The sequence below is a fragment of the Marinococcus luteus genome (genome assembly GCF_900106595.1).
In the GTDB taxonomy this organism is placed as follows: Bacteria; Bacillota; Bacilli; order Bacillales; family Marinococcaceae; genus Marinococcus; species Marinococcus luteus.
Genome location: NZ_FNNC01000002.1, coordinates 346,800 through 361,449 on the forward strand (window position 1 = coordinate 346,800; position 14,650 = coordinate 361,449).

Sequence of the window (14,650 nt, forward strand, 5' to 3'; positions counted from 1 at the left end):
TGCATGGGCAGACGCCGCTTAGCTGCTCTTAAAATTTTCGTTCATGTACTGTTTCCACTCTTTATTCAGTTTTTTAGTTTTTCCTTTCTGCACTGTCTGTTTAAATAGCTGCACAGGGGGGGTGTGAACAAAAGCATTTCTCCATACCTGTATTTTTTTGGCTGAAGTTAATTTTTGTTTTTCTTCGTTAAAATACTGGAAAAAAGTTTTATACTTTCTGTTTCTCGTATAAATTTTACTCACTTCCACGATATGCGTCTGTTCAATTTTTTTTGCTTCATGCACCGGGAGGTGAGTTAAAAAATAATCCTTTTTATATTCAAACAACTGTTCAAGACCTTTCACCTTTGGCTCGAAGCTGTCAGATATCCGGTTCATGGAGTGAACCCGGTACAGTATTAATACGTCCTCTACAGCGTAGACTTTATAGCCGTTTGCGAGTATACGTAAATACAAATCTGTCTCCTGCGCACTCACCACTTCCGGCCGGAACCCGTTCACTTCCATGAGGCATTCTCTTTTTATAAGTGGAAAGGAAGCTCCTCCTATAAAGTTTTCCGTCAGCATTTTAGTGAACGCTTCTTCATTACTGTATAAGTAGTTGTTTCCCCTGTTCATGTAACGTTCAATCTGCAGATCCTGATACACGACCAGACTGCTGCAGGTCACGATACCGACAGCGCTGTCACGTTTAAAGGCTTCCTGCTGCTTTTCAAGCTTTGTATCTGCCCACACGTCGTCATCGTCCAAAAAAGCAACGTAGGCGCCGCTGCTTGCTTCGAGTCCTTTGTTTCTGGCAATGTTTCCTCCCTGCGGAGTAGTGTGCGTAATCACCTTCAGCCTGGGCTCATCAATATTTTTTAAATAAGTGGCGGTATCGTCTTCAGAGGCTTCATCTATCACGATAATTTCAATATTTGTATATGTCTGGGTTCTCGCGCTTTCAACTGCCTGCTGCAGTAGTGTCCGCCTGTTTCTTGTTGGAATAACCACACTGATTAATTCTGGGAAACTCATTGTACCCTTCCTACTTTCTAAAGAGGTTTATTTATTGCCACGAAATATTTGGATAAACTGGTCTTTAATATTATTAATTACATATTTTTTAGACATTTTATCTGCTTCTTCCTGCATCCATCGGTACTTATCGTCATCTGCGTATATTACTTTTCCAAGGTAATAAGCAAACTGTTTTTCGTCGCCCGGAGGCGCTAAATAGCCGTTTTCCCCGTGACGGAGATAGCCCTTCAAACCTCCAATACTGCTCCCCACTACCGGCCGCTTTGACGCCAATGCTTCGAGTCCTACCAGTCCCAGGCTTTCTCCCTTTCTTTCAGTCGGAAAGCAGAACACTTTAAAGCAATTCATCAGCTCGGCTACTTCTTCCTGCTTTAAAGCCCCGTAATGAATGATCGCCTCGCCGATTCCAAGCTCGTTTACTTTTCCCCAAAACTGATCCACTTCTCCGCCTCCACCTACGACAATCCCTTTCACAGCGCGATCCTCTCTACGGAGCAGGGCGATTGACTCCAAAAAAGTCTCCCACCCCTTACCGTAGTCGATTCGGCTTATAAATCCAATATATATATGTTTTTCGTCCAAATGATACTTTTGCTTTAACGCCGCGATATTATCTCTTTCATAAAAAATTTCCGGGTTTATACCACCAGACGGAAAAACGTACAGCTTTTCTTTGGGAATTTTATGTTTTTGTATTACTAAATCGCGGAAGTATTCAGATGGGCAGATGATTTTATCTGCACGCTTTAACGAAAGCACTGTTATTGTATTCATGATTTTTTGCTTCATGTTTTCCGGTACTACGTCACTTCCATGAATGTTCACATAAACATTCAGCTTTTTTAAATAGCCCGCGATCAATACAGATATAGAAGACAAAGACGGGTAATGCACATAAACAGCATCATATTTATTTGCCAGCGCCTTTACTAGTGTTTTGGCGTAAAATAATCCATAATTCAAATACCTTGAGACAGGATTCTGGTGTTTTGTTAAGACAGCTTTCTCCACTTTTATTCCATTTTCTTCGAGCATTTTTTCTGAGTTTCTTACAAATGTTCCATATGAAGGATATTTATTACTTGGATACATATTAGACACAAGCAATACTTTCATGATTATGCCACCTTCACTGTAGGTTACACATCTAAATAAAATAGACCCGGTCCAAAAGCTGAAAGGTAGCTGGCGGCGGATCTATTTATACATGGATTTTAGTTCTCAGCTTATTCTTTCATAGAGCCGGACAACCGTTTAATAAAGTTTAAAAACGGCCGGTACTCTTGACTGACTAGTCCCACACTTTCCACTAGAATCTCAATCAAAATCATTACCACCAACAGCAGAATGAGTGATACCCACAGTGTAGAGAGGGTGAACGCTACAGCAGAAATACTGCATACAGCACTTATGCAGTAAATAATGAGCACTGTTTCCCGGTGGGAATACCCGAGCCGCAGAAGGCAGTGGTGCAGATGGGATTTGTCGGGGGCCGATAAAGACTGCTTATGCACAATTCTCCGGATGATCGCAAAAAACGTATCTGATATCGGCACGGCCAGTATGAGTGCCGGCACGATTAGAGAAAATACGGTCACATTTTTGAAGCCCATCAGTGCAATAACTGCGATCATAAACCCTAAAAACAGGGCACCGGCGTCTCCCATGAAAATTTTAGCCGGATGAAAATTATACACTAAAAATCCAAGCGTACCCCCGAGAAGAGCGATGCTTAAGGCTACAATGAAGATGTCACTCTGCAGAATGGCAAGCACCGAAATAGTTGTTAACACGATAGCAGAAACTCCGGCAGACAAACCATCAAGGCCGTCGATTAAGTTTATCGCATTGGTCACCCCGACGATCCAGAGCAGTGTGATTGGGATACTGAAAAGGCCCAGTTCAAGCTCTCCGCCAAACGGCAGATTAATAAAGGTTACCTGCACGCCTCCAATAATGACGATTACAGCTGCAACAATCTGGGCCAAGAACTTTACTTTAGCCGTTAATTGATAAATATCATCCATAACACCAGTTGCTATAACAATCGTGCTAGCGATAAGGATATAAAAATAGGTTTCGTTTTCCGGACGCAAAATCAGCACACCCGCTAAAAAAGCAATATAAATAGCAAGACCGCCCATTCTGGCCATCTGACCGGTGTGAACTTTTCGGGCATTCGGCTGATCGGTAGCACCAATTTTAAACGCCAGCTTTTTTACTAAAGGCGTTATTAGCAAGGCCACTACAAAACTAGTTATTAACGCAATAGCAGTAACCATTGTGGTCCCCCTGTTGAAGAACGTTTTATATGAACATTTCAGGCACGTTCGAATCCGGGAAGTGAGACCTATTATCTTAACTATGCATTCCTATAATCATCCCATTCCAAAAATCCCTACAAATTTAGACGTTTCTTCATGTGAAAAGTTTCGTTATTCTCAAGATAAATAACTGGCATATGAAGGTTACAAATTAGTTAATGAAATCTCATTATATCTTAGAATAAGCATAAAAACCCGAAAACGCCTAAAAACCAATAAATAGTACCTTCTTTGTACAATTACTGCCTGTGCCTATATTATTTAAAAAGCCGGGATATATCTGCTTTTTTGGTTATCATCTATCTTTATACATCATCAGTTCAGATAGATTAGACTCGTTTCATAGATAAATATTTCAAGGAAAGCATATTCTTCCACCTTCCATGCTAAAATATATACTACTTACATATTGTGTTAACGTAAGAACATTTTGAAAATTAACGCTTTTTAGAAGGAAATTACAGGTTTGGAGTGAATACCAATGAATGATTTGCGGACACCTGAGAAAAGATTCCGGCCTGAAATTGAAGGGGTGCGAGCTGTAGCTGCATTTTTAGTGGCTGTGTATCATATTTGGCTCGGTTCTGTTTCAGGCGGAGTGGATGTATTTTTCGTCGTTTCTGGTTATTTGATTACTACATCACTGCTATCAAGAATTGAACGGGAAGGAACAATTAACCTCCCTGAATACCTGCTTGGCCTCGGCCGCCGGCTGCTGCCTCTTGCTGTAATCGTTATTTTGTTTACGATGGCCGGCTCCATTGTCTTTCTTCCGCAGTCACAATGGGAACAGATTGTTTCGGAAATGCTTGCTTCGGCGCTGTATTTTCAAAACTGGGAGCTCGCCACCAGTGCTGTCGACTATCTGGCGCAAAACAACGAAGCCAGTCCATTTCAGCATTTTTGGGCACTTTCCATTCAGGGACAGTTTTATGTGTTCTGGCCTCTACTTATACTATTAACCTATTTTCTTGCAAAAAAAACATTTAATACTCCTGTACGTAAAACCCTGTGCGGTGTACTGGCTGCTGTGTTCATACTTTCACTCAGCTATTCTATTTATATTACCGCTGTCAATCAGCCCTGGGCTTACTTTGATACGTTTGCCAGGGTATGGGAATTCAGCCTTGGAGGTCTTGTGGCGCTGCTGCTTCCTTATTTAACGATGAAAAAATCCGTCGGCTTTGTTCTTGGCTGGCTGGGGCTTGCAGTTATTTCTCTCACCGGCCTGCTTCTTCCTGTTTCTACTGTTTTTCCCGGCGCCGCTGCTTTACTGCCGACCACCGGGGCGCTTCTAATTATTACGGCAGCTGAAAACAGCAGCCGCTTCGGCGTCGACAAGCTGTTGGGCTCCAAGCCGTTTCTATATTTCGGCAGCATTTCCTACGGATTTTATTTATGGCACTGGCCAATTCTTATTTTTTATTTTGCCTATTTCGACAACACAACGGTATCGATCAAGGGCGGCATAGCTATTATAGTTCTTGCCTTCGCCGCTTCGGCGCTCTCTGTCAAAATAATTGAAACACCGCTGCGCAAAATAAACATTAAACAATCAAAGGCAAAAGCAGTAACTGCACTGGTCTTATTCCTGCTGCCGGCCCTTACAGCTGCCGGTATCTGGGACAATTATGTGGATAAAAATCAGTCAGGCGTCGGAGAGGACTATACAGTAACTGACTACCCCGGGGCCCGCGCGATATCAGAGGATATTGAACCAAATCCAGATATCGATCCTCTCGAAAATGTGGTACAGGCCGAAAGTGAAATGCCGGCTTTTTATGCTGAAAGCGAATGCTACTCCAATCTTGAAGAGACGGAAATCAGCATGTGCTCTTACGGGGACACGACTGATCCCGAATATACCATTGCCCTTGTAGGCGGTTCTCATTCCGGCCACTGGTTTCCGGCCCTTGAAAAAATGTCTGAGGATCTGAGCCTTCAGATCGACGTGTTTAATAAAGACGGCTGCCGTTTTTCTGCAGATGATTTTGACGGTACCCTGTCTGACTCATGCATGCAGTGGAATGAAGATTCCATTGAACCGCTGAAGAAAAACGATCCTGATTTACTTTTCACTACCGCCAATGTAAATGCTGGAGGCACCATACCAGAAGGCTACCTTGAGATCTGGGAAGAATTCGAAGGCCATACGGAAGTATTCGCGATACGTGACAACCCGAGAATGCAGGAGGACATCCCTTCCTGCCTGGAAGAAAGCGACGATCCGGCCGATTGTGCCGTACCAAGAGAAGAGGTATTATCTGAGAACCCTCCTTGGGAAAACACAGAAGAGGAAAATATTCCGGATAACGTAACCTTTGCTGATATGTCTCCTTACTTTTGTGATGACGACACGTGTGACCCTGTGATTGGCAACGTCATTACTTTCCGGGACAACCACCACATTTCCACCCTCTATTCCCGCACGATGGGACCGGCGCTTAAAGATCACATTGAAGATGCATTAGAGGAAAATGACGAATAACAGCAGACAGTAAAAAAAGGACTGCAGCCAAGAGTCGGCTGCAGTCCTTTTTCCTATTGAATCGCAAACATCAGGTCGGCTTCTGCGACGACTTTGCCGTCCACGGAAGCTGTCCCTTTTCCTTTGACGATGGAGCGTCTCTGTTTGGTGACCTCCATTTCGAGGCGCAGCTGATCTCCCGGCTTCACCTGTCCTTTAAACCGGCATTCATCAATGCCTGCAAACAAGGCGAGTTTTCCTTTCATGTCTTCCTGCTGCATCAGTGCGACACCGCCGGTCTGGGCGATTGCTTCAATAATAAGCACTCCCGGCATCACCGGATAATCGGGGAAGTGTCCGTTGAAAAATTCTTCATTGGCGCTGACATTTTTAATGCCTACCGCCCGCTCTCCGGGTTCTACTTCGATAATTTTATCGACAAGCAGAAACGGGTAGCGGTGGGGAATAATTTCTTTGATTTGTTCTATTGAAAGCATCATTTTTTCCTCACTTTTTATGCTAATTTCCTCGCATTAACCGATAAATCTCCAGCCACGTCGATGGGTTTAAAGCCTGAAAAGGATTGCCTCCCCCGACAGCATAGCCAATCATCAAGCCGATAATCGAGCAGATAAAAGCCAGAATTAAAATAATAATCAGCCAGTGCCACCAGAGCAGGTGCTGAAGACGTGCCCACACCTTTTGCGCGCCTCTTTTCAGCTGTGCTTTCCTATCTGGTTTAGACGTCCTTGTATGGTTGTCCTGATTGCTCATATGTACTATCTATGCTCCCTTAACCGCAAAGACTTATCGAATACTGTTAATTAATCCAAGCATCTGGTCTCCCTGCGTCAACGCACGGGAATTAAACGAGTATTGTCTTTGGGCATTCATCATATTTACTAATTCGTTCGATAAATCCACATTAGACTGCTCGACCATTCCCTGCTTTACGCTGGACGGGTCAGCTTCTATAACCATATCATCTTCCGCTGCCCCGAGTCCATCTAAATCCTCAAAACGGTACCGATTACCTCCGACAGACGTCAACGCCTGCGGATGCTCCACTTTTCTCTGCTGGGCTGTCATCCCCGATGCAGTGTTATAAAAACCCCTCAGCATAATTGTATTCCCCGTTTCCGTAAATGCAGGCCGAACATAAACCCGGTGGGCATGCTTCCATCTTCAAATCGTTCATATTTATAATCAGTTCTATTTTACCACAAAAGCCTGTCATGAGGAATATAAGCCGGCATTTAGCGATGTATATCCTATTTCATCAGATACTATATACCTACTATTAAAATATAAAAAGACCACCACTGAATAGTGATGGCCTGCGTTATTAAACCACTAGGAGCGCTGGGCGGTTTTCAGGGAAGTGTCTGCTTCCTCGTCTGCATTCACGCGCTCTACATTTGCGCCGAGACCCTGCAGTTTTTTATGAAAGTCCACGTATCCGCGGTCAAGATGACGGAGCTCTGTGACCGTTGTTTCTCCCTCCGCTACGAGACCGGCAACGATCAAGGCAGCGCCTGCGCGGAGATCGGTAGCCGACACTTCAGCACCCTGCAGTTTTTTCGGACCACTGATGATCGCTGTGCGTCCTTCGATCTTGATGCTTGCGTTCATGCGCTGGAACTCCTCTACGTGCATAAAGCGGTTTTCAAAAACCGTTTCTGTGATAAGACCTGTGCCCTTTGCCTGGGTTAACAGCGCCATAAACTGCGCCTGCATGTCTGTTGGAAAACCGGGATGCGGCATTGTTTTAATATCCACCGGTCTTAAAATATCCGGACCTGTGACAAGCATGCCTCCGTCGCTTTCTTCAATCTTCACACCCATTTCACGCATTTTTGCTACAAGCGGACGTAAATGTTCATGCATTGCCCCTTCGACGAATACTTCTCCCCCGGTAATTGCAGCGGCAATCATAAAGGTGCCTGCTTCAATCCGGTCCGGAATAATCGTGTGCTCCGCTCCGGTTAATTTATCTACACCCTCAATGCGGATAGTGCCGGTTCCGGCGCCGCGCACTTTGCCTCCCATGGCATTAATAAAGTTGGCAAGGTCAACGATTTCCGGTTCCTCTGCTACGTTTTCAAGCGTGGTAGTACCTTCTGCAAGAGCAGCGGCCATCATAATATTTTCAGTTGCGCCGACGCTTGGAAAATCCAGATAAATGCGTGCTCCCTGCAGGCGATCTTCTACCTTCGCTTCGATATAGCCATTGCCGATTTCAACGTGAGCGCCCATCGCTTCAAACCCTTTTAAGTGCTGGTCGATCGGACGGGAGCCAATCGCACATCCCCCCGGAAGTGCAATATGGGCGATTCCTTTTCTCGCCAGAAGCGGACCCATGACGAGGAATGAAGCCCGCATTTTGCTGACATACTCAAACGGAGCTTCTGTGGAAAGATCCCCGGTGGCATCAGCCGTCCAGCGGTGGTTCTCGTAATTAACTTCTGTTCCGACATGGCGCAGAACATTGGAAATCGTGTCTACGTCTGCGAGCGGCGGCACATCATAAAGTGTGCTGCGTCCTTCTTCTGCCAAAAGAGTAGCTGCAATAACAGGCAGAACCGCATTTTTTGCTCCTTCTGCTTTGACGGACCCCTTTAGGCGTCTGCCTCCCTGTACAATAATTTTATCCAATTTAATTCCCTCCGCTATACTTATGCATATTATCTTTTTGTGCTGCGTACTTTACCTAAAGAACCGTGCTTTTCTTTCGTCCATTTGTCTAACCTTTTCATTAGTCGCTTCTCGTCTCAAAACGTTACATTGGTAAAGAGACAGTTTTTTCCGTGTCAATTTCAGCAGCATCAATGAGTTTCATTACAGAATCCTTTACCCGCTCCCGCATTTTCATAATCTTTTATGCCTAAAGTGTGAAAAACAGGTAACGGAGGTACAAGGAAAAATCAAAATAATCGATAAAGAAACTGCTTACAGAGTAGCTGATTGCAATAGCGAACAGTATAATCAAAAGCCTTCCCTTCAGGCTTTCCGGCCGCCGGATAAAAACGTCAAACCGAAACGCCTGCAGACACCACCAGGTCAAGATAAAAAAAGAGAGATGAAGCAGGATATGTATTAGTGCTTCCTGACCGTCCGGATTCATGCCATCATGCCTTTCTTTGTTGCCGTACAACGTTCATTGCAAATTTTGAACCACGTTTCAGAATAATTAAATGCATCAGGGAAAACAAGAGACAAAGGTTCTGCTACTATGTGCGGCGGTCATTGGAGTCATGGATTCATTTACTGGTTTAATGGAATTTTATAACTATAAGCTCATTTTATTATAAAGGATTCGTAATTAAACATCTATAGTTCTATCTTCTTTAGAAAAGGAAGATATTGCTACTACTTAACTCCGGCTTTTTCTGCCGAATAGCAATACGAATGTAAAACAAAAGAACCGTTTCTCCTTTTGGAAAAACGATTCTTCAGATGTATCTTTATGAGCCTTCGGAAACCTTCAGGCGGGTGTTCGCCCGTTTCAAGGCAAGCTTTGCCCGCATGACATCAATTTCCTCTTCATTTATCCGGTCCAGTCGTTCTTCTGCCCGCTCTTTGGCGATACGGGCCCGTTTCGGATCGATCTCTCCTGGAGTTTCTGCAGATTCCGCCAAAATATTAACTGCGTCAGAGCGGACTTCCACGAAGCCTTCACTCACAGCCAGTAATTTCACTTTGTTTTCGTACTTAATGCGGACTGCATCAATTTTTAGAGGAGCCACGGTTGGAACGTGGCCGGGGAGAATCCCCATTTCGCCACTTTCCGCACGAACACTGACCATCTCTACTTCTCCATCAAAGACGGACCCGTCCGGAGTCACTACGCTGAGATGCATCGTTGCCATCTGTGTTCTCCCTCCCCCGTGTCGTCCTTAGGACATAGATTTTGCTTTTTCCACTACATCTTCAATCGGGCCGACAAGGCGGAAGGCGTCTTCCGGTACATCATCGTGCTGCCCGTCAAGAATTTCCTTGAATCCACGTACCGTATCCTGCACGGACACATACGTACCCTTCTGGCCGGTAAACTGCTCTGCCACGTGGAAATTCTGTGAAAGGAAGAACTGAATGCGGCGGGCACGGTTTACCGTGAGCTTGTCTTCTTCGGAAAGCTCTTCCATCCCGAGGATGGCGATAATATCCTGGAGTTCATTGTACTTCTGGATCGTTTGTTTTACCTGCTGGGCGACTTCGTAATGCTCCTCACCAACAACCTCCGGTGCAAGCGCACGTGATGTGGAAGCGAGCGGATCCACAGCCGGATAAATACCCATCTCTGTTAACCGGCGCTCCAGGTTGGTGGTTGCGTCAAGGTGGGCAAACGTTGTTGCCGGTGCCGGGTCCGTGTAGTCATCGGCCGGTACATACACTGCCTGAATCGAGGTAACCGATCCTTTTTTCGTGGAAGTGATACGTTCCTGAAGCTGACCCATTTCTGTCGCAAGCGTCGGCTGATAACCAACAGCGGACGGCATCCGGCCGAGAAGGGCGGATACTTCCGAGCCTGCCTGCGTGAAACGGTAAATGTTGTCGATAAAGAGAAGCACGTCGGCCCCTTCTTCATCACGGAAATGCTCTGCCATTGTCAGGCCGGTCAGAGCTACGCGCATCCGGGCACCCGGCGGCTCGTTCATCTGGCCAAACACCATGGCTGCTTTGTTAATAACACCGGAATCGCTCATTTCAAAGTAAAGATCGTTCCCTTCACGGGTACGCTCCCCTACGCCGGCGAACACGGAAATACCGCCGTGCTCCTGGGCAATGTTGTTAATGAGCTCCTGGATAAGTACGGTTTTCCCTACGCCGGCACCGCCGAACAGGCCGATTTTTCCGCCTTTTACGTAAGGTGCAAGCAGGTCTACGACCTTAATGCCTGTTTCAAGCACCTGCGTTTCCACAGCGAGTTCGTCAAACTTCGGCGGCTTGCGGTGGATCGGCTTGCGCTCCACGCTGTCGGCCACCTGCTCTTTCATATCAATCGGCTCGCCGAGAACGTTAAATACGCGGCTGAGCGTATCGTTTCCGACCGGCACTGAAATCGAGCCTCCTGTGTTGGTCACTTCTGTTCCGCGAATAAGACCGTCTGTCGAAGACATCGCGATCGTCCGCACGGAGTTGTCGCCCAAATGCTGCGCAACTTCGAGGGTGACTTCTATTGCATCTTTATTTTCAGTTGCCGGCTGTGATACGCGGAGCGCGTTGTTTAGTTCCGGAAGCTGGCCGCTTGGAAACTGAACATCAATAACCGGTCCCAAAATCTGAGTAATTCGACCGTTTTCTTCACTCATTGTAATCGTTCCCCTCCTTACTGTCCGGCAGGGCCGGACGAAATGATTCTTTTATTCAAGCGCAGCTGCACCGCCGACGATTTCGGTGATTTCCTGCGTAACCGCTGCCTGGCGGGCACGGTTGTAGGAAAGTGTTAGATCATCGACCATGTTATTGGCGTTATCGGTTGCTGCACTCATCGCTGTCATCCGGGCCCCGAACTCGCTCGCTTTGGCATCGAGCAGGGCGCCGTAGATTAAGCTTTCCGCATACTGCGGGAGAAGCTGCTTTAAAATCGCTTCCGGTGAAGGCTCGTATTCATACTGGGCCGTGCCTTTGCTGTCCTCTTCGCTTACTTCCTCCGTCAGCGGCAGCAGTTTCTTTTCTGTCACCTTCTGCTGGATCGGATTAATAAAGTGGTTGTACCAGATATACAATTCGTCCACATCTTCATTTGCATACAAATCAACCGCCAGACGCGTGACGTTTTTAATATCGTTAAAGGACGGCTGGTCCGGCAGGCCCGTGATTTCGTCGAACATCGGAATGCCGTAGCGTTTTAACAGGTCTCTTCCTGTCCGGCCAATCACAATGACGGTGTATTCGTCCTTTGACTGGTGGCGCTCCCGCAGCTTTTGCATTAAGTCCCGAAGAATATTCGAGTTGTATGCCCCCGCAAGCCCCTGGTCTGTAAATATGGCAATATAGCCAGTCTTCTTTACAGGCCGTTCTTCAAGCATGGGGTGGGAGATACCGCTGCTGCCGGCAGCGATGCCGGAGACAACGTCTTTAATTTTTTTCGTATACGGCTCATATCGTTGAGCATTTTGCTGAGCCTTATTCAGCTTCGACGCAGAGACCATTTCCATGGCACTTGTAATCTGCTTCGTTTTTTTCGTCGACTGAATACGGCCTTTAATTTCTTTTAAGGAAGCCATCTGTTCACCACCTTTTGAACCTTTTTACGTTCGGCACTCTTTATTTTGAAGGATTAAATGACTTCTCAAACGATTGAATCGCCTGTTTGAACTCTTCTTCGTCCGGAAGCTTTCCAGTGTCACGAATACCTGCCAGAAGCTCTGAATGACTTGATTCAAGATACGCAAGCAGTTCTTTTTCGTAACGGCGGATGTCTTCTGTCGGGATGTTGTCCAGGAATCCTCTTGTCAGGGCAAACACAATTGCCACCTGCAGCTCCATACGGAGCGGCTGGTGCAGTCCCTGTTTGAGCACTTCCACTGTTCTTCCCCCGCGGGCCAGTTTGTCCTGTGTCGATTTGTCCAGATCGGAACCGAACTGGGAGAAGGCTTCAAGTTCACGGAACGAGGCCAGATCCAGACGGAGCGTACCGGAAACTTTTTTCATTGCTTTCGTCTGAGCCGAGCCGCCGACACGGGATACGGAAATACCCGGGTTGATGGCCGGACGGACGCCGGAGTTGAAAAGGTTTGCCTGCAGGAAGATCTGGCCGTCGGTGATGGAAATCACGTTTGTTGGAATGTAGGCACCTACGTCCCCTGCCTGGGTTTCAATGATTGGAAGAGCTGTCATTGAACCAGAGCCTTTTTCATCACTCAGCTTTGCTGCACGTTCGAGCAGACGGGAGTGAAGGTAAAAGACGTCCCCTGGGAAGGCTTCACGGCCCGGTGGGCGGCGAAGAAGGAGGGAAAGTTCACGATAGGCGTTCGCCTGTTTTGTTAAGTCATCATATACAATAAGCACGTGCTTGCCGTTGTACATAAACTCTTCGCCCATGGACGCTCCGGCATACGGGGCCAGATAAAGCATTGGTGCAGGCTCGGAAGCCCCTGCGTTTACGACAATCGTGTAATCAAGCGCACCTTTCTGGCGGAACGTATCCACGACTTCTGCCACGGTGGAGTCTTTTTGGCCGATCGCTACATAAATGCAGATAACGTCTTCGTCTTTCTGGTTCAAAATCGTATCGATCGCAACTGCCGTTTTACCGGTCTGGCGGTCGCCGATAATGAGCTCACGCTGGCCGCGGCCGATAGGGATCATTGTGTCCACGGCTTTAATACCGGTCTGGAGCGGTTCGGATACCGACTGACGGTCCATAATTCCAGGCGCTCCGCTTTCAATCGGACGGGATTTGTTCGTGTTTGTGGAGCCGAGTCCGTCTACAGGCTGGCCGAGGGCGTTAACTACACGTCCGAGCAGCTCTTCGCCTACCGGTACTTCCATGATACGGCCGGTCCGTTTGACCTGGTCGCCTTCGCGAATTTCTTCATAGGCACCGAGAATAATAATACCTACGTTGCCTTCTTCAAGGTTCTGCGCCATACCCATGACGCCGTTTTCGAATTCCAGAAGTTCACCGGCCATTGCGTTATCCAGACCGTAGGCACGGGCGATACCGTCCCCTACCTGAATGACGATGCCGACTTCTTTGGACTCTGTCTCCGCTTCAAACTGTTCAATCTGCTGTTTAATTAAAGAACTAATTTCATCGGGTTTGATACTCACCAGGATTCACCCCATTCATGATAAATTCGTTTGCGTTATTTCACGCTGCAAGCGGTCTAGCTGACCTTGAATGCTTCCGTCAAAAATTGTATGTCCAATGTGCACCTTCATGCCGCCAATGAGCGAAGGATCTACTCTGTTTTCAATATAAAGCTCGCGCTTTCCGACCCGCTGGGCAAACTTGCGGGAGACTGCCTGCTTCTCTTCGTCCGTTAATGGCTTCACGGTATAAACGACCGCATGGGCAATGCCGAGACGGTCGTTAATCAGCGCAATCACTTCCACTGCTACTTCATCAATCAGGTGAAGCCGTTTCCGGTCAAGCAGCACACTCATCATTGAACGGCTGCGTTCACTCCAGGACCCAAAAGTACTTGCTATGAAAGACTGTTTTCTTTCACGGCTGATTGATGGATACCTGAAAATCTGAGCAATCTCCGGATGCGCGTGGAACACTTCGAGCATCGCTTCCCATTCCTGCTTGGTTTCTTCAAGAGCCCCGTGTTCTTCCGCACTTTTTAAAAGCGCTCGGGCATAGCGTTTTGCCAGGGTTGGATTACTCATAAGCGACCGCCGCTTTCCTGTACGTATTCCTGAATCAGTTTTTCCTGTTCTTCTTCATCTAATTCTTTTTCAATAATTTTCGTCGCAATTAACACAGAAAGCTGGCCGACCTGGGCACGAAGCGCTTCAACTGCCTGCTCCCGCTCTCTCGTAATATCAGCGAGGGCATTGTCTTTCATGCGGTTTGCTTCTTCGTGGGACTCCCGGATGATTTCCTTGGATTGCTCCTGAGCCGTTTTACGGGATGTTTCGATGATGGACTGCGCTTCTTCACGCGCTTTTTCCATTTCCACCCGCTGCTCTTCTAAATATTTTTCCGCTTCCTGACGGTGATTTTCCGCTGTCTCTATTTCATTGGAAATGTGATTTTCACGTTTTTTCATCTGTTCCACAATTGGACCCCAGGCGAACCGGCGAAGCAAAAGCAGTAAAATGAGAAACGTAAAAAGTGAGAAAAGCACATCTCCGAACGCAAATGTAGATGGCAAAAGATTTC

At 46.7% G+C, this 14,650-nt stretch carries 15 protein-coding genes; 1 reads left to right on the forward strand and 14 read right to left on the reverse strand.

The window, feature by feature from the left end; genetic code table 11:
• Positions 1–18: 18 nt before the first annotated feature.
• The 3 genes from BLV22_RS07055 to BLV22_RS07065 form a co-directional block, all read right to left on the reverse strand.
• Positions 19–1,017 carry a glycosyltransferase family 2 protein gene (locus BLV22_RS07055; protein ID WP_091613118.1) on the reverse strand — a complete coding sequence of 333 codons (999 nt, stop codon included), beginning with the start codon at positions 1,015–1,017 and terminating at the stop codon, positions 19–21.
• Positions 1,018–1,044: 27 nt separating this feature from the next.
• On the reverse strand, positions 1,045–2,136 hold the full coding sequence (locus BLV22_RS07060; RefSeq protein ID WP_091613121.1) for a glycosyltransferase family 4 protein: 1,092 nt from the start codon (positions 2,134–2,136) through the stop codon (positions 1,045–1,047).
• A 110-nt stretch (positions 2,137–2,246) separates the two neighbouring features.
• A complete protein-coding gene (locus BLV22_RS07065) occupies positions 2,247–3,302 on the reverse strand; it encodes a glycosyltransferase family 4 protein (RefSeq protein ID WP_091613124.1) in 1,056 nt (351 codons plus the stop codon).
• A 523-nt stretch (positions 3,303–3,825) separates the two neighbouring features.
• On the opposite strand from BLV22_RS07065, the gene BLV22_RS07070 reads away from it, so the two are divergent.
• A complete protein-coding gene (locus BLV22_RS07070; RefSeq protein WP_091613126.1) occupies positions 3,826–5,832 on the forward strand; it encodes an acyltransferase family protein in 2,007 nt (668 codons plus the stop codon).
• 53 nt (positions 5,833–5,885) lie between these two features.
• On the opposite strand, the gene fabZ is transcribed toward BLV22_RS07070, so the two are convergent.
• The 11 genes from fabZ to atpF all read right to left on the reverse strand — a co-directional run bounded on the left by fabZ (position 5,886) and on the right by atpF (position 14,642).
• The gene (gene fabZ, locus BLV22_RS07075) at positions 5,886–6,308 is read right to left on the reverse strand and encodes a 3-hydroxyacyl-ACP dehydratase FabZ (protein WP_091613129.1); all 423 of its coding nucleotides are present in this window, start codon (positions 6,306–6,308) and stop codon (positions 5,886–5,888) included.
• A 22-nt stretch (positions 6,309–6,330) separates the two neighbouring features.
• Positions 6,331–6,510, reverse strand: coding sequence for a DNA-directed RNA polymerase subunit beta (locus BLV22_RS07080; RefSeq protein ID WP_245724036.1), 180 nt, complete (start codon positions 6,508–6,510; stop codon positions 6,331–6,333).
• A gap of 108 nt (positions 6,511–6,618) precedes the next feature.
• Complete coding sequence (locus tag BLV22_RS07085; protein WP_091613134.1) at positions 6,619–6,933, reverse strand: flagellar basal body rod C-terminal domain-containing protein; 315 nt, start codon at positions 6,931–6,933, stop codon at positions 6,619–6,621.
• Between the two features lie 231 nt (positions 6,934–7,164).
• Positions 7,165–8,466, reverse strand: a complete 1,302-nt coding sequence (gene murA / locus BLV22_RS07090; protein ID WP_091613137.1) for a UDP-N-acetylglucosamine 1-carboxyvinyltransferase — start codon at positions 8,464–8,466, stop codon at positions 7,165–7,167.
• Between the two features lie 229 nt (positions 8,467–8,695).
• The gene (locus tag BLV22_RS07095) at positions 8,696–8,935 is read right to left on the reverse strand and encodes a DUF1146 family protein (RefSeq protein ID WP_091613140.1); all 240 of its coding nucleotides are present in this window, start codon (positions 8,933–8,935) and stop codon (positions 8,696–8,698) included.
• 340 nt (positions 8,936–9,275) lie between these two features.
• Positions 9,276–9,680: a F0F1 ATP synthase subunit epsilon gene (locus BLV22_RS07100; RefSeq protein WP_091613143.1), complete on the reverse strand. Its 405-nt coding sequence runs from the start codon at positions 9,678–9,680 to the stop codon at positions 9,276–9,278.
• A gap of 27 nt (positions 9,681–9,707) precedes the next feature.
• Positions 9,708–11,123: a F0F1 ATP synthase subunit beta gene (gene atpD / locus BLV22_RS07105; RefSeq protein ID WP_091613145.1), complete on the reverse strand. Its 1,416-nt coding sequence runs from the start codon at positions 11,121–11,123 to the stop codon at positions 9,708–9,710.
• A gap of 51 nt (positions 11,124–11,174) precedes the next feature.
• The gene (gene atpG, locus BLV22_RS07110) at positions 11,175–12,041 is read right to left on the reverse strand and encodes an ATP synthase F1 subunit gamma (protein ID WP_091613148.1); all 867 of its coding nucleotides are present in this window, start codon (positions 12,039–12,041) and stop codon (positions 11,175–11,177) included.
• A gap of 40 nt (positions 12,042–12,081) precedes the next feature.
• On the reverse strand, positions 12,082–13,590 hold the full coding sequence (atpA, locus tag BLV22_RS07115) for a F0F1 ATP synthase subunit alpha (RefSeq protein WP_091613151.1): 1,509 nt from the start codon (positions 13,588–13,590) through the stop codon (positions 12,082–12,084).
• Between the two features lie 15 nt (positions 13,591–13,605).
• Positions 13,606–14,154: a F0F1 ATP synthase subunit delta gene (locus BLV22_RS07120; protein WP_091613153.1), complete on the reverse strand. Its 549-nt coding sequence runs from the start codon at positions 14,152–14,154 to the stop codon at positions 13,606–13,608.
• Positions 14,151–14,642, reverse strand: coding sequence for a F0F1 ATP synthase subunit B (gene atpF, locus BLV22_RS07125; RefSeq protein ID WP_091613156.1), 492 nt, complete (start codon positions 14,640–14,642; stop codon positions 14,151–14,153). Before atpF ends, BLV22_RS07120 begins: the two co-directional genes overlap by 4 nt.
• Positions 14,643–14,650: the final 8 nt, after the last annotated feature.

Bases quoted from the DNA above. Each gene is read 5' to 3' on its own strand.
- BLV22_RS07055 (WP_091613118.1), bottom strand. From the start codon at position 1,017: ATGAGTTTCCCAGAATTAATCAGTGTGGTTATTCCAACAAGAAACAGG.
- BLV22_RS07060 (WP_091613121.1), bottom strand. From the start codon at position 2,136: ATGAAAGTATTGCTTGTGTCTAATATGTATCCAAGTAATAAATATCCT.
- BLV22_RS07065 (WP_091613124.1), bottom strand. From the start codon at position 3,302: ATGGTTACTGCTATTGCGTTAATAACTAGTTTTGTAGTGGCCTTGCTA.
- BLV22_RS07070 (WP_091613126.1), top strand. From the start codon at position 3,826: ATGAATGATTTGCGGACACCTGAGAAAAGATTCCGGCCTGAAATTGAA.
- fabZ (WP_091613129.1), bottom strand. From the start codon at position 6,308: ATGCTTTCAATAGAACAAATCAAAGAAATTATTCCCCACCGCTACCCG.
- BLV22_RS07085 (WP_091613134.1), bottom strand. From the start codon at position 6,933: ATGCTGAGGGGTTTTTATAACACTGCATCGGGGATGACAGCCCAGCAG.
- BLV22_RS07095 (WP_091613140.1), bottom strand. From the start codon at position 8,935: ATGAATCCGGACGGTCAGGAAGCACTAATACATATCCTGCTTCATCTC.
- BLV22_RS07100 (WP_091613143.1), bottom strand. From the start codon at position 9,680: ATGGCAACGATGCATCTCAGCGTAGTGACTCCGGACGGGTCCGTCTTT.
- atpD (WP_091613145.1), bottom strand. From the start codon at position 11,123: ATGAGTGAAGAAAACGGTCGAATTACTCAGATTTTGGGACCGGTTATT.
- atpG (WP_091613148.1), bottom strand. From the start codon at position 12,041: ATGGCTTCCTTAAAAGAAATTAAAGGCCGTATTCAGTCGACGAAAAAA.
- BLV22_RS07120 (WP_091613153.1), bottom strand. From the start codon at position 14,154: ATGAGTAATCCAACCCTGGCAAAACGCTATGCCCGAGCGCTTTTAAAA.